Here is a 19,675-nt window from a genome sequence, read left to right on the forward strand (position 1 = left end):
CATTCCTAAATTATTCAGATTTATTCTTCGGTTTTATCAGAGGCGCTTTTGTCGGGGGCAATATGAACGCCCTCGCGCTGCAAACGGTCGCGCAGGACGTCAATCTCGACATTCAGATCGCTGCGGTCATCCAGCAGCAGCGCCTCGGTGCGCGCATCGAAATTCTGTTCCAGATCATCCAGCAAGGCGGCATAATTGGCGCGTGCCTTGGCGTCGCGGGTGCGGGCGTAGATGTCCGCGAACTTGATCGTCGCGTCGCGGGCACCCATCAGGTAGACGCCCAGGTAACGCCGCGCCGCCGTCAGATCACGGGGGTCTTCCTCGACCGTGCGGATCAGGGTGCGGGCCTTGGCCTGAAACTGTGCCAGCCGCGCCTCCATCTTGCGGTCATTGGCGCGCAACAGCGCCTCGGACATCTCGCGCAGGTATCTTTCGGCCTCGTCGACCACGCGGGCCACGCGGTCCTGCTGGAAGGTGTCGATGCCCTCCATGCCCTTGGCGCGCATCGGGTCGATGCCGAAGGCGGCGATATGCAGCCCGCCTGCGACCACACCGTATATCACCGACGAGACGACATCGGAGGCATGGGTCAGCCCCGCCAGAAACGCGCCCGCCGCCACGGCGAAGCTCGCCACCAGCTTGCGCGGCAGCGCAGGGCGGCGCGCGATCTTGCGGTCATGATAGGCGGCCTCGGCGCGCAGGCCTTCGCGGGTCAGCGCGGCGGCCAGCGCCCAGATGGCGGCCCCCACCAGCCCGGTCGCAAGCGGCACGGCACCGCCGCCGAACGAGGTCAGCGCCAGCGCCAGCGGCGGCAGGAACATCAGGTTCGACCGCAGCCCCGCCGGATCGACCTGCGCAGGGGCGGGCAGGATGCCATGCTTTTGCGCGGCACTGGACGCGCCGGACACATCACCGCCAACGGGGCCGCCATCGGGGCTGTATTTGCCACCATACCGCTGTGCCATCAGTCGGCCCCCAGCCAGCCGGTGCCGACGCCCAGCATCACCACCATCAGCAGACCGAACGAGATTTTCGGGATCGTGCCCGAAGGCGCGCCATCGGCCCCCGCGCGCGGCGCCTCGCGAAACACCGATGTCACCGCACTGGCGGCCACCAGAACGGCAAGTATCAGGATCGCGATCAGGATCAGTCGGGACATCCGGGAGGGTCCTTTGTTCAGCAGTGGCTTCTACATAAGGCCGCCACGGGAATTTAACCAGTGCTCAGCGTGGTCGTGATGGCGATGACGCAGCCCTTTTTTGCGCAGGTGCGCGGCACCGCACCGCAGCGCGGCTCGACGCGACCAGCAACAGGCCAAGCGCCGAAAGCGCGCCCAGAATTTCAAATGTCATGAGTTCGGTCATGGTGTTTCCCCACAGGTTGCATGTGACGGGACAACCGGACGCGCGGGGGTAAAGTTCCCCGCGCGGTCCCTCGGGGGTCAACGCCGGGGCGGCTTGCCCGTGTTCGGGCCGCGCGACGGGCGCGTGTCCGACGTGCCGCCACGGGCAGGGCGTGCGCTGCCGGGTTTGCTGTCGGCTCTGCCGCCGGGTTTGGGGCCTGCCTTGCCGCCCGCCGGTTTGCCGCCAAAGCGCTTGCCGTCCGGGCGCTCGGATCGCTCCAACCGCTCCGATGCAGGCTTGCCCACACCAGGTTTTCCAGCACCGGGCTTCCCAGAGCTGAACGTCCGCCCCGCAGGCTTACCGCCCGCAAAGGTGCCACCACCCGAACGCGCAGCCGCACCGGGCCGCTGGCCGGAAGTCTTCGGCCCGCCGGGGCGTTTGACCACGGGTTTCTTCACGGCCGTCCCCGTCGGTGCCACCTCCAGCGCCTCCAGCCCCAACTGATCGCGCAGGATCTTGCGGCGTATTTCCTCCACCGCACCCGGCTTCAGATCGCCCAGCTGGAACGGACCATAGCTGACGCGGATCAGCCGGTTCACGCTCAGCCCGATCTCTTCCATCGCGCGGCGGATCTCGCGGTTCTTGCCTTCGCGCAGACCCACGGTCAGCCAGGCGTTCGCGCCCTGCTGGCGGTCCAGCGTCACCTGCATCGGCTGGAATCGCTCGCCGTCGGCGGTGATCCCGTCGCGCAGGGGGGTGAACGTGTCCTCGGTCGGGCGCCCGTTGACCCGCACCCGGTAGCGCCGCAGCCAGCCGGTCGAGGGCAGCTCCAGCTTGCGCTTGATCCCGCCATCGTTCGTCAGCAGCAGCAACCCCTCCGAGTTGATGTCCAGTCGCCCGACGCTCATCACCCGCGGCATGTCCTCGGGCAGGTCGTCAAAGATGGTCTTGCGGCCCTTTTCGTCGGAATCGGTCGCCACCAGCCCGACAGGCTTGTGATAAAGCCACAGGCGTTCGTGTTCCGGCTCGGCCACCGGCTTGCCGTCCACCACGATCACGTCGGTGGGCATGACGTTCAGCGCGGGGCTGTCGATCTGCACGCCGTTGACGGTGACCCGTCCGGCTTCGATCATGCGTTCGGCCTCGCGGCGGCTGGCGACGCCTGCGCGGCTGAGGACTTTGGCGATGCGGTCGCCCTGAGGTGTGTCTGTGCTCATGCAGTGCGGCATAGAGCAATTCGCGACCTTGCGAAAGCGTCCGTGATCGGGGCATGTGAAGGTATGAGTTTTCGCAGCTTCATGGACCGCGCACTGGATGCCGCCGCCGCCGCCGCCCTGCGCGGCGAGGTGCCCGTGGGTGCCGTGATCGTCGACCCCATGGGGCAAGTTGTGGCCGTCGCAGGCAACCGCACCCGCGAGATGTGCGACCCCACGGGCCACGCCGAGATATTGGCGATCCGCGCCGCCTGTGCCGCCGCCCGGTCGGAACGGCTGGTGGGATACGATCTCTATGTCACGCTGGAACCCTGCGCGATGTGCGCCGCCGCCATCGCCGCCGCGCGCATCGGTCGGCTTTACTACGGTGCCTCCGACCCAAAGTCAGGCGGCGTGGCCCAAGGCGCACGGGTCTTCGCCCATCCGCAAAGCCACCACAGCCCCGAAGTCTACGACGGCATCGCCGCCGTCGAGGCAGAAGCGATGCTGAAAGCGTTCTTTGCGGAGCGGCGGTAGGTTACGTCAATCTAGGCCAGTGCGTAGCGGAACACAGGGCAGCGCCTGACCGCGGGTGGGCGCGGATACCTACGTTCATGCCACTTTATGTCACCGCCTTGGCTCGACGATGAAGAAGCACACAACGGTGAGGAAGCGCCCGCCCGTCGTGCTGAAAGCACGCCTTTGGCGTGACGGGCGGTCGGGCGCTGCCCGGCGGCACTGCGTGCCTTGATTCCGGGCTTTGGTGCTGATCCTAAACCTCGATCGCCTCCAGCAACTGCGGCTCGATCACATTGACCCCCGGCAACCCGTCGATCAACACCGTCGCATCCTGCGCCAGCAGCGGGAAGGTGCGGTAATGACACGGGATCACCGTCTTGAAATTGAAATACCGCTTCGCCGCATAGGCCGCCGCCGCCATGTCCATGGTGAAATGTCCGCCCGCCGACAGGATGCCGATGTCGGGTTTGTAGTAATCGCCCATCCATTCCATGTCGGCCATGATGTCGGTGTCGCCCGAGACATAGATGCACTTGCCTTCGCCCCGGATGATGAACCCGCATTCCTGCCCCATGTAGACCGGCGTGTCGCCCTCCATGATCGACGACGAATGCGATGCAGGCACCAGCGTCACCGAAACCTTGCCCAGCCGGATCGTGCCGCCCCGGTTGAACGCATTGCCCTCGACCGCGCCCTGCGACACCAGATACCCCACCAGCTCGACAATCCCCGACACCGGCACGCCGCTGTCCTTGCTCAGTGACGCCACATCCTGCGTGTGGTCGAAATGCCCGTGCGTCACCAGAATCTGCGTGGCCCCTTTGCAGGCGTCGCGCGCGGCACCGTCGTCCAGCATCGGATTGCCGGTCAGCCAGGGATCAATCAGCAGCACCTGATCCTCGATTTCAATGCGGAACGATCCGTGCCCCAGCCAGATGATATTCATAAATCTTCTCCCTTTGTAGTCCGGCCATACTATAGGGCGTCCAAACTGTTTGGGCAGCCCGCCGCCGCATTTTTCCTCCACCCCATCGGCAGCGCGGCGGCAGCCTCCTCACGCGGCACCAGACGTTTTTGCCCCGCAATCGCGCGCATTGCACCCATGCCCCGGCGGCGCGCCCCTTGCAGCGTGGCAGAGGGGGCGGTAAAGCGCTTTCCAAGCAGATGAAGGAGAGTTTCCGATGTCGATTGACCAAAGCACCGCCGCCCGCGTGGCCAAGCTGGCCCGCATCAAGGTGGAAGAAGACGCGCTGCCCGCACTGGCGGCTGAATTCAACACGATCCTCGGCTTCATCGAGCAGTTGAACGAAGTGGACGTGGACGGCGTCGAGCCGATGACATCCGTGACCCCGCAGCGCCTGACGCGCCGCAAGGATGTGGTGACCGACGGGGGCCAGCAGCCCAAGGTTCTGGCCAATGCCTCCGACGCCCGCGAAGGATTTTTTGCCGTGCCGAAGGTGGTGGAATAATGACCGATCTCAACACATTGACGCTGGCCGATGCCCGCGATGCCCTGCGCCGCGGCGACACCACGTCCAAGGACCTGACCGAAGCCTGCCTCAGGGCCATCGACGGGGCAGGGGCGCTGAACGCCTTCGTCCATCACACGCCGGAAATCGCACTGGAGCGCGCCGCCGAAGCCGACAAGCGCATCGCCGCAGGTGACGCGCCGGACATGTGTGGCCTGCCCATCGGCATCAAGGATCTGTTCTGCACCGAAGGCGTGCCCTCGCAGGCCGCCAGCCGCATCCTCGAAGGCTTCCTGCCGCAATACGAATCCACCATCACGGCACAGTTGAAATCCGCAGGTGCCGTGATGCTGGGCAAGCTCAACATGGACGAATTCGCCATGGGCTCGTCCAATGAAACCTCCGTCTACGGCAACGCGGTGAACCCGTGGCGGCGCAGCGGCGAGGATACGCAACTGACCCCCGGCGGCTCGTCCGGCGGTTCGGCCTCTGCCGTGGCCGCGGATCTGTGCCTTGCGGCCACCGGCACCGACACCGGCGGCTCGATCCGCCAGCCTGCGGCCTTCACCGGCATCGTCGGCATCAAGCCGACCTACGGGCGCTGCTCGCGCTGGGGCGTGGTGGCCTTTGCCTCCTCGCTGGATCAGGCCGGCCCGATGACCAAGACCGTGCGCGACAGCGCGATCATGCTGGGTGCCATGTGCGGCCACGACCCCAGGGACAGCACCAGCGCCAACCTGCCCGTGCCCGACTTCGAGGCGGCGCTGACCGGCGACATCCGTGGCAAGAAGATCGGCATCCCGCGCGAATACCGCATGGACGGCATGCCCGCCGACATCGAAAAGCTGTGGGACGACGGTGCCGCCATGCTGCGCGACGCCGGGGCCGAGATCGTCGACATCACCCTGCCGCACACCAAATACGCGTTGCCCGCCTATTACGTGATCGCCCCCGCCGAGGCATCGTCGAACCTCGCACGCTATGACGGCGTGCGCTTTGGCCACCGCGCCAGGCTCGATCATGGCGACGGCATCACCGAGATGTACGAGAAAACCCGCGCCGAAGGCTTCGGCGCCGAGGTGCAGCGCCGCGTGATGGTGGGCACCTACGTGCTCTCCGCAGGCTTCTACGACGCCTATTACAACCGCGCCCGCAAGGTCCGCACGCTGATAAAGAAAGACTTCGAGGACGTCTTTGCCCAAGGTGTCGACGCGATCCTGACACCGGCGACCCCCTCCGCCGCCTTCGGTCTGGGCGAAATGAGCGATGCCGATCCGGTGCAGATGTACCTCAACGACGTCTTCACCGTCACCGTCAACATGGCGGGCCTGCCGGGCATCGCCGTGCCGACGGGGCTCGACAAGCAAGGGCTCCCCTTGGGCCTGCAACTGATCGGACGGCCCTGGGAAGAGGCGGATTTGCTGTCTTCCGCCTATGCGCTCGAACAGGCCGCAGGCTTTGTGGCAAAACCGGGCAAATGGTGGTAACACCCTCCCAAACAGTGGGCGCAGACCCACGCAACCGGGCAGAGATGCACATGAAACACTTTCTGATGGTCGCCGCAGTCGGCGCTTTGGCCGCATGTCAGCCCGCGATACCCGACAGCGCTGCGGGCGTGGGCTTCGACACGATGGGCCCCGCCGTGCCGCCCGCACCTTCGGTCTCCAGCCAGCCTTTGGGCGCCGCATCGACATCGCAGACGCCCGGCAGCAGCGGCGCGCGGGGCGGCTTCGATCCCGATCTGGTCGCCGCATCGCTGGCCGAGGATGACGCCGCAGCCGCCCTGAACTCGGGCCGCGAGGTGGTCAATGCCAGCCCCTCGAACCCGGCACCCGCGACGTTCAGCAATCCCGGCATCTCGGACGAGAACAACTTTGACGCCGTGGCCGCGCGCCAGACCATCGAAAGCGACAAGGCCCGCATCGCGCAGAACCGCGCGCAATACGAAGTGATCCAGCCCACGGCCCTGCCGTCGCGCAGCGACGCCGCTGGCCCCAACGTGGTCGAATACGCGCTGCAGACCAACCACCCTCGCGGCACCAAGGTGCACACGCGCATCGGCCTCGGCGGTCAGTCCAAGATGGCCCGCAATTGCGCCGACTACGCCAGCGACGATGACGCCCAGGCCGATTTCCTGGCCCGTGGCGGCCCGCAGCGCGACCGCAAGGGGCTCGATCCCGATGGCGACGGCTATGCCTGCAACTGGGACCCGGCCCTCTACCGGCGCGCCGCGCGCGGCTGAACCCGCCCGTTGCAGTTCCCCGCATAGATCCCCGTGCAAATTCACAGCCACCCCTCCCCCAATTGCGGCCCCCGCAGGGACGGGTTGCTGCCCGGGCTGGTGGTGATCCACTACACCGCGATGCAGGGCGCCCAGGCCGCGCTCGAGCGCCTCTGCGACCCCGCGTTCGAGGTCTCCGCCCACTACCTGATCGCCGAGGATGGCACCGTGACCTGCATGGTGCCCGAACACCTGCGCGCCTGGCACGCGGGTGCCGGGCATTGGGCCGGGCAGGGCGACGTCAATTCCCGCTCGATCGGGATCGAACTCGACAACGACGGCCGGCGCCCCTTTGCCGAGCCCCAGATGCAAAACCTCGAAGCCTTGCTGCGCGGCATCCTGCGGCGCTGGTCGATCCCGCCTGAGGGCGTCATCGGTCACTCCGACATGGCCCCCGGTCGCAAATCCGACCCCGGTCCGCATTTCGACTGGCCCCGGCTCGAGGCCGCAGGCCTTGCAGCCCCGCGCGGCACCGGCGCACCGGACCAAAAACCAGACCTTGATACCTTCCGCGCAGCCGCCCGCGCCGCAGGCTACACCGCCGATGTCTCCGATGCCGACCTGCTTGCCGCCGTGCGCCTGCGCTACCGCCCGCAGGCCACCGGGCCGCTCAGCCCGCAGGACTACGCGCCCCTTCATCTTGCCCGTTAAACTCCCCCCAGAGGGCCGATCCGCCCCAAACCACAGCTTTGCCCATTGACGCGCGCCCGCCCGACCGTCTAAGCCGCCCGAGCGCGGAAGGCTGGATGGCCGCGGGGGACAGGGGCGACCCTGACCTTCGAGGAAAGTCCGGACTCCACAAAGCAACGGTGCCGGGTAACGCCCGGCGGGGGCAACCCCAGGGAAAGCGCCACAGAGAACAGACCGCCTTCATGCGGATCGGGCAACCGACATCACATGGGGGTAAGGGTGAAACGGTGGAGTAAGAGACCACCGCGGGACGGGCAACCGGACCGGCACGGCAAGCCCCACCGGGAGCAATGCCAAATAGGGACCGCGTGTGGCGCAAGCCGCAGGGCCGCTTTGGCCCGAGCAGGTCCGGGTTGGCAGCTAGAGGCGCAGGGGTAACTCTGGGCCAAGATGAATGGCCATCCACGGGGGGCAACCCTCGGGACAAAATCCGGCTTACAGGCCTTCCGCGCATTACTTCCCGCAATTGTGGCACCCACACTGATTTTGCGGTTGACTCACCCCCCGATCTGCTTAGAAGGCGGGGTTCAGGAATTACGCGCCCGCCTACCGAGGCCACCGGCGCAGCAGGAGAAGAGACATGGCGAAGCCAACCACGATCAAGATCCGTCTGAACTCGTCCGCGGGCACAGGCCACTTCTACGTCACCAAGAAAAACGCACGCACGATGACCGAGAAAATGACAACTCGCAAATACGACCCCGTCGCGCGCAAGCACGTTGAATACAAGGAAGGCAAGATCAAGTAAGATCGCCTCTCCGACCTCGATACGCAGGGCCGCGCCGCAAGGACGCGGCCTTTTGCGTCTCTATACCCCCCGCGCATCCGTGCAGCGTCAGGCCCGACCCGCCGCCCAGGCGCGCAGCTCCTTAGAGGGCCACGGACAGGGCGCTACGGACGGGGCGCCACGGACAGCGTCACACGCAAGCCCGCACACAGCGCCACGTCTACGCGCCACTGACCCCCCGGGGCACCCCCAGCCGCCAACGCACCGCCACGCGCCCTGCGCGCCTGCCACAGCCTTGCCGCTGATGCCCTGCCAGTCCGCGCAGGCCACCCGCACCACCAAGCGATTCTTGCGCTTGATCTCCTTCGCCGGGCGGGCCTTCCCTACACGACACCGTCCGCAACCACGGTCACCGGCTCCAGCCCCGCCTGCGCCATCGTGCGCGCCGACGCTTTATTGAATGCGCCGTAACTCACCGTGATCTGTCCGATGCCCGCCGCGCGACACCCGGCCCGCATATGGGCGATCAGCGCCGCCGCGATGCCCTTGCGACGGTGCCCTGCGTCAACGCAGATGTGGTGCAGCACCGCCCGGTGCCGGGCAGGCTTCAGCACCGAAGCCGCGCGCCGCTCCTCTTCATAGATCAGGTACCCCACGGGCGCGGATGGGTCACCCGCCACCAGCGCCGTGATGTACGGCTCGGCCAGCCAATCGGTCAGGAACCCGCGCAGCACCGAAGGTGCAGGCGTCGGCAGGTAGTGCGTGGGCTGGTGTGCGACGTGCAGGTCATGCACCTGCCGCAAGAGAGGCTCCAGCACTCCGGCGTGAGCAGCGGGCAGGGTGGTGATCATGGCATCGTTCTCCAGGGACAAAAGGCAGCGCACAAACAAAAAGGGCCGGTCCTGCGACCAGCCCTTCCGAAAAAACGTGCCGTTGGCTTCTGCGTTATTCGCGGTTGCCGAACAGTTGCAGCAGGAACATGAACATGTTGATGAAGTCCAGGTACAGGTTCAACGCGCCCATGATCGCCGCCTTGCCCAGCCATTCGGTGTCGGCATGTGCGGCGTGCTGGATGTAGTCGTTCTTGATCTTCTGCGTGTCATAGGCGGTTAGACCGGCAAAGATCAGCACGCCCAGGATCGACACTGCGAACATGATCGCAGGCGATTGCAGGAAGATGTTCACGATCGAGGCGACCAGGATACCGATCACGCCCATGATCAGGAACGAACCCCAACCCGAGATGTCCTTCTTGGTGGTGTAGCCCCAAAGCGACAGACCCGCGAAGGCGATCGAGGTGATCAGGAACACCTGTGCGATGGACATGCCGGTGAAGGCCACGAAGATCCAGCTCAGCGACAGGCCCATGACGGACGCGAAGGCGTAGAAGAACAGCTGCGCGCCGGCGGCCGACAGCTTGTTGATTGCAGCACCGAAGGCAAAGACCATGCCCAGCGGCGCGAACATCACGATCCAGCCCAGAATGTTGGGTTGCAGCGTCGCCGGATCACGGAACACGCTCAGCAACGCGGGGTTCGAGCCGACGGCCCAGGCCACGAGGAAGGTGAGCAGCATGCCCACGGACATGGTGCCGTAGACTTTGTTCATGTGGGCGCGAAGCCCCTGGTCGATCTCGGCAGCACGCGTGCCTGCTGCTGTCCGGATCGTGTTGATATCAGCCATTAAAGCCTCCATTAAAAACACTGGTGATCCGCAGATTTCAGCCTGCGGTGTTGCGTGTCCCAAATATCGGGGCGCGCAGGCCATGTTTCAAGTGTTTTCGGAGCCTTCGCCGCTGCTTTTTCGCAGGTTTTGCCTCAAGTCGGCAGGCGTCAGGCCTTCCAGTTTGCAGGCACGTCCCAGATCGGGCGCGACGCTTCGCGATGTGCGTCCTCGGCGGTGACGCCGATATCGTCCAGTGCGGCCTGGTCCAGCCGGGCAAGCGCGCGGCGCGACAGCCACAGGCCCAGAAGGCTGCCACGGCTGCGGCGGGTGGGATCTGCGCTTGTAAACAGGGGCGAGCGGGCAATGAGATCGGTCATGGTCATGGTGTCTATCCTTTATCGGTCCGTATGAAACGTCGGGTTCTTATCAATTCTGTTGATGTATATGCCAATTCATGTAACATTTTTAAAACGAATGTTTGTGCTGCGATGCATCAAAAGGATTGATGAATGAGAAATCTGGACATAACCACCCTGCGGTCGTTTGCCGCAGTCGCCGAAACCGGCGGCGTGACCCGTGCGGCCGGATTTCTGCATCTGACCCAGTCTGCCGTCTCCATGCAGTTGAAAAGGCTGGAAGAAACGCTGGGGCTCGAGCTTCTGGACCGCTCCGGGCGCACCATTGCGCTCACCTCGGCGGGCGAGCAGCTGCTGGTCTATGCCAAACGCATGGTCGCGTTGAATGACGAGGTGATCGTGCGTCTGACCGACCAGGCCTATGTGGGCACGATCCGTCTGGGCGTGCCGCACGACATCGTCTACCCCGCGATTCCCCGCGTGCTGAAACAGTTCAACGCCGCCTTTCCCCGTGTTCAGGTGCAGCTGATCTCCTGCTACACCAAGGCGCTCAAGGAAGACTTCGCCAAGGGCGAATGCGACCTGATCCTGACCACCGAAACCTTCGTCGACGCGGGCGGTGAAACGCTCTGCATCAAGCCGCTGTGCTGGCTCGGGGCACCCGACGGCTCGGCCTGGCGGCAGCGCCCGCTGAAGCTCGCCTTCGGGCGGCACTGCACCTTCCGGCCCCGCGTGATCGAACGTCTGGACAAGGCGGGCATCGACTGGGACGTGATCGTCGAGACCGACAGCGACCGCACCATCGAGGCGACGGTCAGCGCAGATCTCGCGATCAACACGATGATCGAAGGCACCGAACCGCCGCATCTGAAACGCATCGACCACGGCGGCCATCTGCCCGAGTTGCCCGCGCAGATGATCAACCTCTATGGCGCGACCCGGTCGAAGAACATGGTGCACGACGCATTGGCGGATTTGCTGCGCCGTTCCTTTGGTGCCGAGGATCAGGTGCGTCTGCGCGCGGTATAGTTGAATTCGTCAACTTAATACGGGCTCCTTATTAATAAAATCCTAACGAATACCACCACACTTGGGTTTTTTTTAGCGAAATTGTTTCTGTTGGCTCTGTCGCGTCTTCGGGCATACCCGACTTTCTGTCAGACCCCTGCCAGCAGGGCTTTTCGCCCGTAAAAACCGAATTTCAGCCCATGCTGCGCAGTACCCTATCGGGGAAGGGCGGAAAGCCGCGTATTCAGAAGTTAATTAAATATCAGGCATTTTCGCAGAAGGCTTGTGGTTGAGCGTCTGGGCAGTTGCTTTTGATGTTCAGACGTATATGTTTTCGCGAGTGCTAAAGAGTTTTTCTATCCAAGCCTGATTATGAACGCGAATTATTGTGCCTCATTTTCGCCTGCGTGGACTATTAAGAAAAGGTGTTAAGATGGCTCATAAAGTCGACGAATATGTAGGTAAGAGAATTCGCCAGCGCCGCTGGCTGATCGGTATGACCCAGCAAAGACTGGCCGAACTGGTCGGTATCAAGTTCCAGCAGATCCAGAAATATGAAACCGGCGCGAACCGCGTCAGCGCCTCGCGTCTTTGGGACATCGGCGCGGCGATGGACGTCAAGGTATCCTTCTTTTTCGAGGGGCTGGACTGCGCACAGGTGCCGCAGGCGTCGGGCCGTCCGGTGCCGGGTGACCTGCTCGAGGACAAGGAAGCGATGGATCTGGTGCGCTCGTATTACGCGATCCCCAAGAACCAGCGCCGCCGCCTGTTCGAACTTGCACGGGTTCTCAGCGACGTCGCCTGACTGTCTGGTCCACGCGGCGGGATGCACTTGCACTGCACCCGCCGAACTGGCACCTCTCATGCCCATGACACATATGCATGATACCCTGCTGGACGTGGCGCAAAAGCTGGCCGATGCGGCCCGTGCGGCCATTCTGCCGCACTTTCGCACCACGGACCTCGCGGCGGAAAACAAGCTCGAAGGCGGCTACGATCCCGTCACCATCGCCGACCGCGCCGCCGAAGAGGCGATGCGCGCCATTCTGGCCGACCTGCGCCCCGACGACGCCATCCTGGGCGAGGAATTCGGTGCCACGCAGGGCACCAGCGGCCTCACCTGGGTGCTCGACCCCATCGACGGCACGCGCGGCTTCGTTTCGGGCACGCCGACATGGGGTGTGCTGATCGCCGTGGGTGGCCCCGACGGCCCCGAAATCGGGATCATCGACCAGCCCTACATCGGCGAGCGGTTCATCGGCACGCCCGAGGCCGCATGGCTGCACGGGCCACAGGGGCGTGCGCCACTGAAAACCCGCAGCCCCCGCCCGCTGTCACAGGCCACCGTCTTCACCACCTTCCCCGAGGTCGGCACCCCCGCCGACGCCGCAGCCTTCGTCGATGTGGCAGGGCGCGCACGGCTGACACGCTACGGCATGGATTGCTACGCCTATGCGCTGGTCGCCGCAGGGCAGGCCGATCTGGTGATCGAGGCGGGCCTGAACGCCTATGACATCCAGGCCCCCATCGCGGTGATCGAGGCCGCAGGCGGCATCGTCACCGACTGGCAGGGCAATCCGGCCCACAACGGCGGGCGCGCACTGGCAGCCGCCAACCCCGAAATCCACGCCGAAGCGCTGGCGATCCTCGCGCGCCACCCATGACCGAGGTTCTGATTCAGGGCGCCGACCACATCCTGACGATGGACGACACCCGCCGCGAGCTGAAAGGCGCCGATATCCTGCTGCGCGACGGCCAGATCGCCGCCGTGGGGCAGGGGCTGAGGACCACGGGCGAGACAGTGCAGGCCCGCGGCTGCGTGGTCACCCCCGGTCTCGTGAACACCCACCACCACCTCTACCAGACGCTCACCCGCGCCGTGCCGGGCGGACAGGATGCGCTGCTGTTCGGCTGGCTCAAAACGCTCTATCCGATCTGGGCGCGCTTCACGCCCGATCACATGCACACCTCGGCGCAGGTCGGTCTGGCCGAACTGGCGCTGTCGGGCTGCACGCTGTCGTCGGATCACCTCTACCTCTATCCCAATGGCTCAAGGCTCGAAGACACCATTCACGCCGCCGCCGACCTTGGCCTGCGCTTTCATCCCACGCGCGGCTCCATGAGCATCGGCGAAAGCGCGGGTGGTCTGCCCCCAGACACGCTGGTCGAGACCGAGGCCGCGATTCTCGACGATTGTATCCGCGTCATCGACGCCTTCCACGATCCCTCCGAGGGGGCGATGTGCCGCGTCGGTCTCGCCCCCTGTTCGCCGTTTTCGGTCAGCACGGACCTCATGCGCGACACCGCCCTGCTGGCCCGCGACAAGGGCGTGATGCTGCACACCCATCTGGCCGAAAACGACGAAGACATCGCCTACAGCCTGGCCGCATACGGCATGCGCCCCGGTGACTATGCCCAAAGCCTCGGCTGGGTCGGCCCCGACGTCTGGCACGCCCACTGCGTCAAGCTGGACCCGTCCGAGATCGCTCTTTTTGCCCGCACCCGCACCGGCGTCGCCCATTGCCCCTGCTCGAACTGCCGTCTGGGCAGCGGCATCGCACCGGTGCGCGCCATGCGCGACGCGGGCGTGCCCGTGGGCCTTGGCGTCGACGGATCGGCCAGCAACGACGCGGGCAATCTGGTCTCCGAGGCGCGGCAGGCGATGCTGCTGCAACGTGTCGCCAACGGCGCCGATGCCATGAGCGCGCGCGAGGCGCTGGAAATCGCCACCCGTGGCGGGGCCGACATTCTGGGCCGTCCCGACTGTGGGCGCATCGCCGTGGGCAAGCGCGCGGATCTCGCAATCTGGGACATCAGCGGTATCGAAAGTGCGGGCAGCTGGGATCCCGCAGCATTGCTCATGGCGGGGCCCACGACAGTGCGCGATCTTTTTGTCGAGGGTCGCCAGATCGTGCGCGACGGGCAGATCACCACGCTGGACTTGGGTGCTGTGATCGCCCGCCAGAACCGGCTGGCCCGGCGGTTGCAGGACGCGCTCTAGACTGCGCAAACCTCACTCAAGGATGATCGCGCCGTCCTCTTTCGACTTGTGCTCGGGCTCCACGTGGATGGTGATATGCGTCACGTCCAGCGTCTTTTTCAGCGCGTTCTCGATCCGGTCGCAAATCTCATGCGCCTCGAACACCGTGGTCTCGCCCGGCACCACCAGGTGAAAGTCGATGAAGATCGCGGTTCCGGCATGGCGCGTGCGCAGGTCATGCGCCTCCATCGCGCCGTTCGCCTCGGCGGCGATCACCTCGCGGATACGGCCCAGCGTGGCGTCGGACACCGCCTCGTCCATCAGCCCGCTCAGCGATTCGCGAACGATCTTCCAGCCTGACCACAGGATGTTCACCGCCACCAGCGAGGCCAGGATCGGGTCCAGTATCCACCACCCCGTGACCACCGCCAGCACCACGCCGACCGCCACGCCCACCGATGTCAGCACGTCCGTCACCAGGTGCCTGCCATCCGCCACCAGCGCGGGCGATTTCTGCCTGCGCCCGTTGGTGATCAGCACCCAGGCCCACAGCCCGTTGATCAGCGTGGCCCCCAGGTTGACCGCAAGCCCCTCGATCGGGGCGTCCAGCGCTGCAGGGGTCATGAACCCGTCATAGGCCTCGCGCAGGATCAGCAGGGCGGCAAGGATGATCATCACCCCTTCCAGCACGGCGCTGAAGAACTCGGCCTTGTGGTGGCCCCAGGGGTGGCCTTCGTCGGCGGGTTTGGCGGCGACGCGAATGGCGATCAGGGCGGCAAAGGCGGTGGCGACGTTGACCGTGCTTTCCAGCGCATCGGACAAAAGTGCGACCGATCCGGTCATCCAATAGGCCAGTGATTTCAGACCCAGGACGGCGAAGCCTATGAAAATACTGCCAATCGCCAGCTTGATCGTGGTCATGGTGGCCGTCCTTATCGCCGCTTGACCTTGCAGATACGCAACGCGGGCGCGAAGCTCAAGCTGTTGAATATGCGAATGAAAATCATCCGCATTTCAGCGCGCGGTGATCCGCTACCGCGCCACCGCCCGCCCGTTCACCCAGACCTGCGCGACCGCGCGGTCGTCGCCCATCATGATGGTGGCGAAAACCGCCTCCCAGATGTCGGACACGTTCGCCGCCCGCTGCGCGATGGCAGGGGTCGAGGCCAGGTCGAGCACGCAGATGTCCGCCTCGTACCCCGGCGCCAGCGTGCCGATGCGGTCCTGCAGGTGCAGACTGCGCGCCGACCCGGCGGTCGCCAGCCACAGCAGGTGCCGCGCGTGCAGCGGCGTGCCGCGCAGCTGGCCGATCTCATAGGCCGCAGCCATCGTGCGCAGCATCGAAAACGACGACCCGCCGCCGGTGTCCGTGGCCAGCCCCACGGCAATGCCGCGCGCGGCAAGCCCCGCCAGATCCATCAGCCCCGACCCGATGAACGTGTTCGACGTCGGGCAATGCACCACGGCCGCGCCAACCTCGGCCAGCCTGTCCACCTCGCGCGGCTCCATGTGGATCGCATGACCATAAACGCCGCGCGCACCCAAGAGCCCATGCGCCTCGTAGGTGTCCAGATAATCGCGCGCCTGCGGATAGAGATCCCGCACCCATGCAATTTCATCGACCTGTTCCGACAGGTGCGTCTGCATCAGGCAATCGGGGTGCTCGGCCCAAAGCGCGCCGAGTGCCGCAAGCTGTTCAGGCGTCGACGTGGGCGAGAATCGCGGCGTGATCGCATAGTGCGCGCGCCCCTTGCCGTGCCAGCGGGTCAGCAGCGCCTTGCTGTCGTCATAGGCACTTTGCGCGGTGTCGCGCAGGCTGTCCGGCGCATTGCGGTCCATGCAGGTCTTGCCCGCGACCACGCGCATGTCACGGGTGGCGGCGGCCTCGAAAAACGCATCGACAGACGCGGGGTGGATGGTGGCAAAGGAACACATCGTCGTGGTCCCATGCGCCAGCGCGAGGTCCAGATAGCTTTCCGACACCTGTGCCGCATACTCCGCATCGCCAAAGCGCGATTCTTCGGGGAACGTATAGGTGTTCAGCCAGTCGATCAGCCGCTTGCCCCAGCTCGCGATGATCGCCGTCTGCGGGTAATGCACATGCGCATCGACAAAGCCGGGCAGGATCAGGTGGCTGCCGTGGTCATGCACCTCGGCCTGCGGTGCGTGCGCGCGCAACCTGTCGGCGGGTCCGGTGGCGACGATGCGGCTGCCTTCGATCAGCACGCCGTGGCCTGCGTGGATCTGCACCGCGTCCGGATCGGCAAAAGGGTCGCCTGTGGTGGTCAGCACATGGCCGGTCAAAAGGATCTGTTGTGTCATGGCGCGCAAGATAAGCGGGCGATCACAAAAGGTAAATTGACCTTTGCTACTGTCGCACCATTGTCTGTTGAAACACCCGCGTTTATGGTCGCGGACTTAACGCGGGGACCAGTGCCATGTCAGATGAAATCCAGGAAATCGAAGAAGAGCACAAGGCCCAGGAGGAACGCGTAGACGAGGCCTACGAGCTGGACCGCAAGGCGGTTGCCGCGATCCTCTATGCGGTCGACATCGAAGATCAGGAAAAGCTGATCGAGCTGATGGAGCCGCTGCACCCCGCCGACATCGCCGACCTTCTGGAACAGGTGAACGCCTTCGACCGTGCGCGGCTGATCCGGCTTTATGACCGCGAATTCGACGGCGACATCCTGTCCGAACTTGATGAAAGCATCCGCGACGAGGTGATCTCGTTGCTGACGCCGCAGGTGCTGACGCAGGCGGTGCGCGATCTGGACAGCGACGACGTGGTCGATCTGGTCGAAGACATGGACGACACCCAGCAGGGTGCCATCCTGGACGCGCTGGAAGACGTAGACCGCATGGCGGTGCGTCAGGCGCTGTCCTACCCGGAATTTTCGGCAGGCCGCCTGATGCAGCGCGAGGTCGTGATGTCGCCCGAACACTGGACGGTGGGCGACGCCATCGACCATCTGCGCGCCACACCCGAAGAGGACCTGCCCGACCAGTTCTACCACATCGTCGTGGTCGATCCGCGCCTGCACCCCGTCGGCAACGTCACACTTGGCAAGCTGATGCGCTCGCGCCGCGAGGTGCCGCTGCTGGACATCGTCGAGGACACCTTTCAGGTGATCCCCGCCATGCAGGCCGAGGGCGACGTGGCCTATGCGTTCAACCAGTACCACCTGATTTCCGCCCCCGTGGTCGATGACGAGGGCCGCCTGATCGGCCTGATCACCATCGACGACGCGATGGCCGTGCTGGACGAGGAACACGAGGAAGACATCATGCGTCTGGCGGGCGTCGGCGAAGGCTCGCTCTCGGACCGCGTGCTCGACACCACCAAGCAGCGGATGCCGTGGCTGGCGGTCAACCTGCTGACGTCGATCGCCGCCTCGCTGGTCATCGCGCAGTTCGAGATGGCGATCGCGCAGATCGTGGCGCTGGCGGTCCTGATGCCCATCGTGGCGTCAATGGGCGGCAACGCGGGCACCCAGTCGCTGACCGTGGCGGTGCGCGCGATTGCGACCAAGGACCTCACCGGCAGCAACGTCTGGCGGGTGATCCGCCGCGAGGTGCTGGTAGGGCTGATCAACGGGCTGGTCTTTGCCGTCGTGATGGGCATCGTCGGGCTGGTCTGGTTCGGCTCACCCGCGCTGGGCTATGTGATCGCGGCGGCGATGGTGGTCAACATGGTGGTCGCGGGCTTTGCGGGCACCGTGATCCCCGTCGTGCTCGACCGCGTGGGGGTCGACCCGGCGCTGGCCTCGGGCGCCTTCGTGACGACGGTGACGGATGTTGTCGGCTTCTTCGCCTTTCTCGGACTGGCGGCGGCGGTCCTGCTGTGACGCTGGCGCAGCAGAAGGCCGCAGCGCGCACGGCGGCATTCGCGCGGCGCGAGGCGGCCTTCGCCGCAGCGCCCCCCGGCGCAAGCGGCGTCCTCTCCGAAGTGCTGGCGGGACACCGCGGTGTGCCACTGGCAGGCTACATGCCGATCCGCTCCGAGATCGACCCGCTGCCCGCGATGGCCGAGGCATCTGCCTATGGCCCGGTCGGCGTGCCGGTGAACCAGGGGCCAGCCCAGCCGCTGCTGTTTTCGCTGTGGGAGCCGGACATGCCCCTGCGCGACGGGCCGTTCGGCGCGCGTCTGCCTGCGGTCGATGCCTGGGTGGTGCCGCAGATCCTGATCGTGCCGCTGGTCGCCTTCGACCGGCGCGGCGGGCGGCTGGGCTATGGCGGCGGCTTTTACGACCGCACGCTGGAAGGCCTGCGCGCGCGCGGCCCCGTGCTGGCGGTGGGCTTTGCCTTTGCCGCGCAGGAGGCCGAGGCGCTGCCGCTGGAGCCCGTGGACCAGCCGCTGGACATGATCGTGACCGAGACGGGTGTGATTACGTTTTGAATGGGTATGGGGGCTTTGCCCCCGCGCCTTCGGCGCTCCCCCAGGATATTTTTGGCCAAAAGAAATGCGGGGGCTTGTTCGGGGCAGGCTGGGACGCATAAGAGGGGCGGCATGAAGATATTGTTTTTGGGCGATGTGATGGGCCGCGCGGGCCGGCAGGCGGTGACCGACGGTCTGCCGAAGCTGCGCGAAGCGTGGAAGCTGGATTTTGTCGTGGTCAACGGCGAGAACGCGACCTCGGGGATGGGGCTGTCGGCGGCACATGCGCGCGGCATTCTGGACGCGGGGGCCGATTGCGTCACCTTGGGCGATCATGCCTTCGACCAGAAGGACATGCTGCAGTTCTGCGAGGCCGAGCCGCGCATCATCCGGCCGCTGAACTTTTCCAAGTCCGCTCCGGGCAAGGGCGCGCGCCTGTTCGAGGCCCGTGGCGGGCGCAAGGTGCTGGTCTGTCAGGCGCTGGGGCAGGTGTTCATGAAGCGCCCCTTCGACGATCCGTTCTCGGCCACCGAAGCGGTGTTCCGCACCCATCCGCTGGGCGGTCAGGCCTCGGCGGTGATCGTCGATTTCCACTGCGAGGCGACCAGCGAGAAAATGGCGATGGGCCACTGGTGCGACGGGCGCGCGTCGCTGGTGGTGGGCACCCACACCCATGTGCCCACGGCGGACGCGATGATCCTGAACAAGGGCACCGCCTATCTGTCCGATGCAGGCATGTGCGGCGATTACGACAGCGTCATCGGCATGCAGCGCGACGAGCCGCTGCGCCGCTTCATCACCGGCATGCCAAAGGAGCGGTTCACCCCCGCACTTGGCGAGGTCACGCTTTCGGGCGTCTATATCGAGACCGACGACAAGACCGGCAAGGCCACCCGCATCGAGATGGTGCGTCAGGGCGGGCGGCTGCCTGCGGCGGGTCCTGCGCCCGTGGCCTGAGTTTTGTGCTTTTGCGGCATGATCTGACGCGTTTGTCGACCTGACAAGCAATCTGACACCCACATCTGCTTGCAGCCCCCCCTGTGATCGGCAAAAGTGTCCAACGGGC

22 protein-coding genes and 1 other RNA gene are annotated in these 19,675 nt (G+C 65.4%); 14 read left to right on the plus strand and 9 right to left on the minus strand.

Going from position 1 to position 19,675, the window contains the following annotated elements; translation table 11 throughout:
• Positions 1–20 precede the first annotated feature (20 nt).
• The 3 genes from NTA49_RS11115 to NTA49_RS11125 form a co-directional block, all read right to left on the minus strand.
• Positions 21–965 carry a 5-bromo-4-chloroindolyl phosphate hydrolysis family protein gene (locus tag NTA49_RS11115; RefSeq protein WP_258294834.1) on the minus strand — a complete coding sequence of 315 codons (945 nt, stop codon included), beginning with the start codon at positions 963–965 and terminating at the stop codon, positions 21–23.
• A complete protein-coding gene (locus tag NTA49_RS11120; protein ID WP_258294835.1) occupies positions 965–1,159 on the minus strand; it encodes a hypothetical protein in 195 nt (64 codons plus the stop codon). Before NTA49_RS11120 ends, NTA49_RS11115 begins: the two co-directional genes overlap by 1 nt.
• 282 nt (positions 1,160–1,441) lie before the next feature.
• Positions 1,442–2,560 carry a pseudouridine synthase gene (locus tag NTA49_RS11125; RefSeq protein WP_258294837.1) on the minus strand — a complete coding sequence of 373 codons (1,119 nt, stop codon included), beginning with the start codon at positions 2,558–2,560 and terminating at the stop codon, positions 1,442–1,444.
• A 63-nt stretch (positions 2,561–2,623) separates the two neighbouring features.
• On the opposite strand from NTA49_RS11125, the gene NTA49_RS11130 reads away from it, so the two are divergent.
• Entirely contained in the window at positions 2,624–3,073 is a 450-nt protein-coding gene (locus tag NTA49_RS11130) for a nucleoside deaminase (protein ID WP_258294839.1), read from the plus strand.
• A gap of 235 nt (positions 3,074–3,308) precedes the next feature.
• On the opposite strand, the gene NTA49_RS11135 is transcribed toward NTA49_RS11130, so the two are convergent.
• A complete protein-coding gene (locus NTA49_RS11135) occupies positions 3,309–4,001 on the minus strand; it encodes a metal-dependent hydrolase (protein WP_258294840.1) in 693 nt (230 codons plus the stop codon).
• 235 nt (positions 4,002–4,236) lie between these two features.
• Here NTA49_RS11135 and gatC point away from each other — a divergent pair, with 235 nt between their 5' ends.
• The 6 genes from gatC (at position 4,237) to rpmG (ending at position 8,243) form a co-directional block, all read left to right on the plus strand.
• Positions 4,237–4,524, plus strand: coding sequence for an Asp-tRNA(Asn)/Glu-tRNA(Gln) amidotransferase subunit GatC (gene gatC, locus NTA49_RS11140; RefSeq protein ID WP_258294841.1), 288 nt, complete (start codon positions 4,237–4,239; stop codon positions 4,522–4,524).
• Positions 4,524–6,011: an Asp-tRNA(Asn)/Glu-tRNA(Gln) amidotransferase subunit GatA gene (gene gatA / locus NTA49_RS11145; RefSeq protein ID WP_258294842.1), complete on the plus strand. Its 1,488-nt coding sequence runs from the start codon at positions 4,524–4,526 to the stop codon at positions 6,009–6,011. Before gatC ends, gatA begins: the two co-directional genes overlap by 1 nt.
• Before the next feature lie 50 nt (positions 6,012–6,061).
• The gene (locus tag NTA49_RS11150) at positions 6,062–6,766 is read left to right on the plus strand and encodes a hypothetical protein (protein WP_258294843.1); all 705 of its coding nucleotides are present in this window, start codon (positions 6,062–6,064) and stop codon (positions 6,764–6,766) included.
• Between the two features lie 84 nt (positions 6,767–6,850).
• On the plus strand, positions 6,851–7,456 hold the full coding sequence (locus tag NTA49_RS11155) for an N-acetylmuramoyl-L-alanine amidase (protein ID WP_258294844.1): 606 nt from the start codon (positions 6,851–6,853) through the stop codon (positions 7,454–7,456).
• An 83-nt stretch (positions 7,457–7,539) separates the two neighbouring features.
• Positions 7,540–7,949, plus strand: an RNA gene (gene rnpB, locus NTA49_RS11160) — RNase P RNA component class A.
• Between the two features lie 126 nt (positions 7,950–8,075).
• On the plus strand, positions 8,076–8,243 hold the full coding sequence (gene rpmG / locus NTA49_RS11165; RefSeq protein WP_258294845.1) for a 50S ribosomal protein L33: 168 nt from the start codon (positions 8,076–8,078) through the stop codon (positions 8,241–8,243).
• A 362-nt stretch (positions 8,244–8,605) separates the two neighbouring features.
• On the opposite strand, the gene NTA49_RS11170 is transcribed toward rpmG, so the two are convergent.
• The 3 genes from NTA49_RS11170 to NTA49_RS11180 form a co-directional block, all read right to left on the minus strand.
• A complete protein-coding gene (locus tag NTA49_RS11170) occupies positions 8,606–9,073 on the minus strand; it encodes a GNAT family N-acetyltransferase (protein WP_258294846.1) in 468 nt (155 codons plus the stop codon).
• Between the two features lie 94 nt (positions 9,074–9,167).
• Positions 9,168–9,905, minus strand: a complete 738-nt coding sequence (locus NTA49_RS11175) for a Bax inhibitor-1/YccA family protein (RefSeq protein WP_258294847.1) — start codon at positions 9,903–9,905, stop codon at positions 9,168–9,170.
• A gap of 149 nt (positions 9,906–10,054) precedes the next feature.
• Positions 10,055–10,270 carry a DUF1127 domain-containing protein gene (locus NTA49_RS11180; RefSeq protein ID WP_258294848.1) on the minus strand — a complete coding sequence of 72 codons (216 nt, stop codon included), beginning with the start codon at positions 10,268–10,270 and terminating at the stop codon, positions 10,055–10,057.
• A gap of 126 nt (positions 10,271–10,396) precedes the next feature.
• Between NTA49_RS11180 and NTA49_RS11185 the strand changes: the two genes are divergently transcribed.
• The 4 genes from NTA49_RS11185 to NTA49_RS11200 all read left to right on the plus strand — a co-directional run bounded on the left by NTA49_RS11185 (position 10,397) and on the right by NTA49_RS11200 (position 14,252).
• Positions 10,397–11,272, plus strand: a complete 876-nt coding sequence (locus NTA49_RS11185) for a LysR family transcriptional regulator (RefSeq protein WP_258294849.1) — start codon at positions 10,397–10,399, stop codon at positions 11,270–11,272.
• 412 nt (positions 11,273–11,684) lie between these two features.
• Positions 11,685–12,056, plus strand: a complete 372-nt coding sequence (locus tag NTA49_RS11190) for a helix-turn-helix domain-containing protein (protein ID WP_258294850.1) — start codon at positions 11,685–11,687, stop codon at positions 12,054–12,056.
• 73 nt (positions 12,057–12,129) lie between these two features.
• Positions 12,130–12,915, plus strand: coding sequence for a histidinol-phosphatase (gene hisN / locus NTA49_RS11195; protein WP_408637140.1), 786 nt, complete (start codon positions 12,130–12,132; stop codon positions 12,913–12,915).
• Complete coding sequence (locus NTA49_RS11200) at positions 12,912–14,252, plus strand: 8-oxoguanine deaminase (RefSeq protein ID WP_258294852.1); 1,341 nt, start codon at positions 12,912–12,914, stop codon at positions 14,250–14,252. Before hisN ends, NTA49_RS11200 begins: the two co-directional genes overlap by 4 nt.
• 12 nt (positions 14,253–14,264) lie before the next feature.
• Here the strand turns inward: NTA49_RS11200 and NTA49_RS11205 are convergent, their stop codons facing one another.
• Positions 14,265–15,152, minus strand: a complete 888-nt coding sequence (locus NTA49_RS11205) for a cation diffusion facilitator family transporter (RefSeq protein WP_258294853.1) — start codon at positions 15,150–15,152, stop codon at positions 14,265–14,267.
• 111 nt (positions 15,153–15,263) lie between these two features.
• Positions 15,264–16,553, minus strand: a complete 1,290-nt coding sequence (guaD, locus tag NTA49_RS11210; RefSeq protein ID WP_258294854.1) for a guanine deaminase — start codon at positions 16,551–16,553, stop codon at positions 15,264–15,266.
• Between the two features lie 116 nt (positions 16,554–16,669).
• Between guaD and mgtE the strand changes: the two genes are divergently transcribed.
• From mgtE to NTA49_RS11225, 3 genes are all read left to right on the plus strand, one after another.
• The gene (mgtE, locus tag NTA49_RS11215; RefSeq protein WP_258294856.1) at positions 16,670–18,079 is read left to right on the plus strand and encodes a magnesium transporter; all 1,410 of its coding nucleotides are present in this window, start codon (positions 16,670–16,672) and stop codon (positions 18,077–18,079) included.
• On the plus strand, positions 18,076–18,630 hold the full coding sequence (locus tag NTA49_RS11220; protein WP_258294857.1) for a 5-formyltetrahydrofolate cyclo-ligase: 555 nt from the start codon (positions 18,076–18,078) through the stop codon (positions 18,628–18,630). The genes mgtE and NTA49_RS11220 overlap by 4 nt, the downstream gene beginning before the upstream one ends.
• A gap of 111 nt (positions 18,631–18,741) precedes the next feature.
• A complete protein-coding gene (locus NTA49_RS11225) occupies positions 18,742–19,566 on the plus strand; it encodes a TIGR00282 family metallophosphoesterase (RefSeq protein WP_258294858.1) in 825 nt (274 codons plus the stop codon).
• Positions 19,567–19,675: the final 109 nt, after the last annotated feature.

Source organism: Pseudosulfitobacter koreensis (assembly GCF_024733015.1).
Taxonomy (GTDB): domain Bacteria; phylum Pseudomonadota; class Alphaproteobacteria; order Rhodobacterales; family Rhodobacteraceae; genus Pseudosulfitobacter; species Pseudosulfitobacter koreensis.

What these genes read in the sequence shown, in the direction of transcription:
- rpmG (WP_258294845.1), top strand. Translation starts at nt 8,076, where the DNA reads ATGGCGAAGCCAACCACGATCAAGATCCGTCTGAACTCGTCCGCGGGC.
- NTA49_RS11130 (WP_258294839.1), top strand. Translation starts at nt 2,624, where the DNA reads ATGAGTTTTCGCAGCTTCATGGACCGCGCACTGGATGCCGCCGCCGCC.
- NTA49_RS11120 (WP_258294835.1), bottom strand. Translation starts at nt 1,159, where the DNA reads ATGTCCCGACTGATCCTGATCGCGATCCTGATACTTGCCGTTCTGGTG.
- NTA49_RS11175 (WP_258294847.1), bottom strand. Translation starts at nt 9,905, where the DNA reads ATGGCTGATATCAACACGATCCGGACAGCAGCAGGCACGCGTGCTGCC.
- NTA49_RS11150 (WP_258294843.1), top strand. Translation starts at nt 6,062, where the DNA reads ATGAAACACTTTCTGATGGTCGCCGCAGTCGGCGCTTTGGCCGCATGT.
- NTA49_RS11185 (WP_258294849.1), top strand. Translation starts at nt 10,397, where the DNA reads ATGAGAAATCTGGACATAACCACCCTGCGGTCGTTTGCCGCAGTCGCC.
- hisN (WP_408637140.1), top strand. Translation starts at nt 12,130, where the DNA reads ATGCATGATACCCTGCTGGACGTGGCGCAAAAGCTGGCCGATGCGGCC.
- NTA49_RS11115 (WP_258294834.1), bottom strand. Translation starts at nt 965, where the DNA reads ATGGCACAGCGGTATGGTGGCAAATACAGCCCCGATGGCGGCCCCGTT.
- NTA49_RS11125 (WP_258294837.1), bottom strand. Translation starts at nt 2,560, where the DNA reads ATGAGCACAGACACACCTCAGGGCGACCGCATCGCCAAAGTCCTCAGC.
- NTA49_RS11205 (WP_258294853.1), bottom strand. Translation starts at nt 15,152, where the DNA reads ATGACCACGATCAAGCTGGCGATTGGCAGTATTTTCATAGGCTTCGCC.
- NTA49_RS11190 (WP_258294850.1), top strand. Translation starts at nt 11,685, where the DNA reads ATGGCTCATAAAGTCGACGAATATGTAGGTAAGAGAATTCGCCAGCGC.
- gatC (WP_258294841.1), top strand. Translation starts at nt 4,237, where the DNA reads ATGTCGATTGACCAAAGCACCGCCGCCCGCGTGGCCAAGCTGGCCCGC.
- NTA49_RS11135 (WP_258294840.1), bottom strand. Translation starts at nt 4,001, where the DNA reads ATGAATATCATCTGGCTGGGGCACGGATCGTTCCGCATTGAAATCGAG.
- NTA49_RS11180 (WP_258294848.1), bottom strand. Translation starts at nt 10,270, where the DNA reads ATGACCATGACCGATCTCATTGCCCGCTCGCCCCTGTTTACAAGCGCA.
- NTA49_RS11170 (WP_258294846.1), bottom strand. Translation starts at nt 9,073, where the DNA reads ATGATCACCACCCTGCCCGCTGCTCACGCCGGAGTGCTGGAGCCTCTC.
- gatA (WP_258294842.1), top strand. Translation starts at nt 4,524, where the DNA reads ATGACCGATCTCAACACATTGACGCTGGCCGATGCCCGCGATGCCCTG.
- NTA49_RS11225 (WP_258294858.1), top strand. Translation starts at nt 18,742, where the DNA reads ATGAAGATATTGTTTTTGGGCGATGTGATGGGCCGCGCGGGCCGGCAG.
- guaD (WP_258294854.1), bottom strand. Translation starts at nt 16,553, where the DNA reads ATGACACAACAGATCCTTTTGACCGGCCATGTGCTGACCACCACAGGC.
- mgtE (WP_258294856.1), top strand. Translation starts at nt 16,670, where the DNA reads ATGTCAGATGAAATCCAGGAAATCGAAGAAGAGCACAAGGCCCAGGAG.
- NTA49_RS11200 (WP_258294852.1), top strand. Translation starts at nt 12,912, where the DNA reads ATGACCGAGGTTCTGATTCAGGGCGCCGACCACATCCTGACGATGGAC.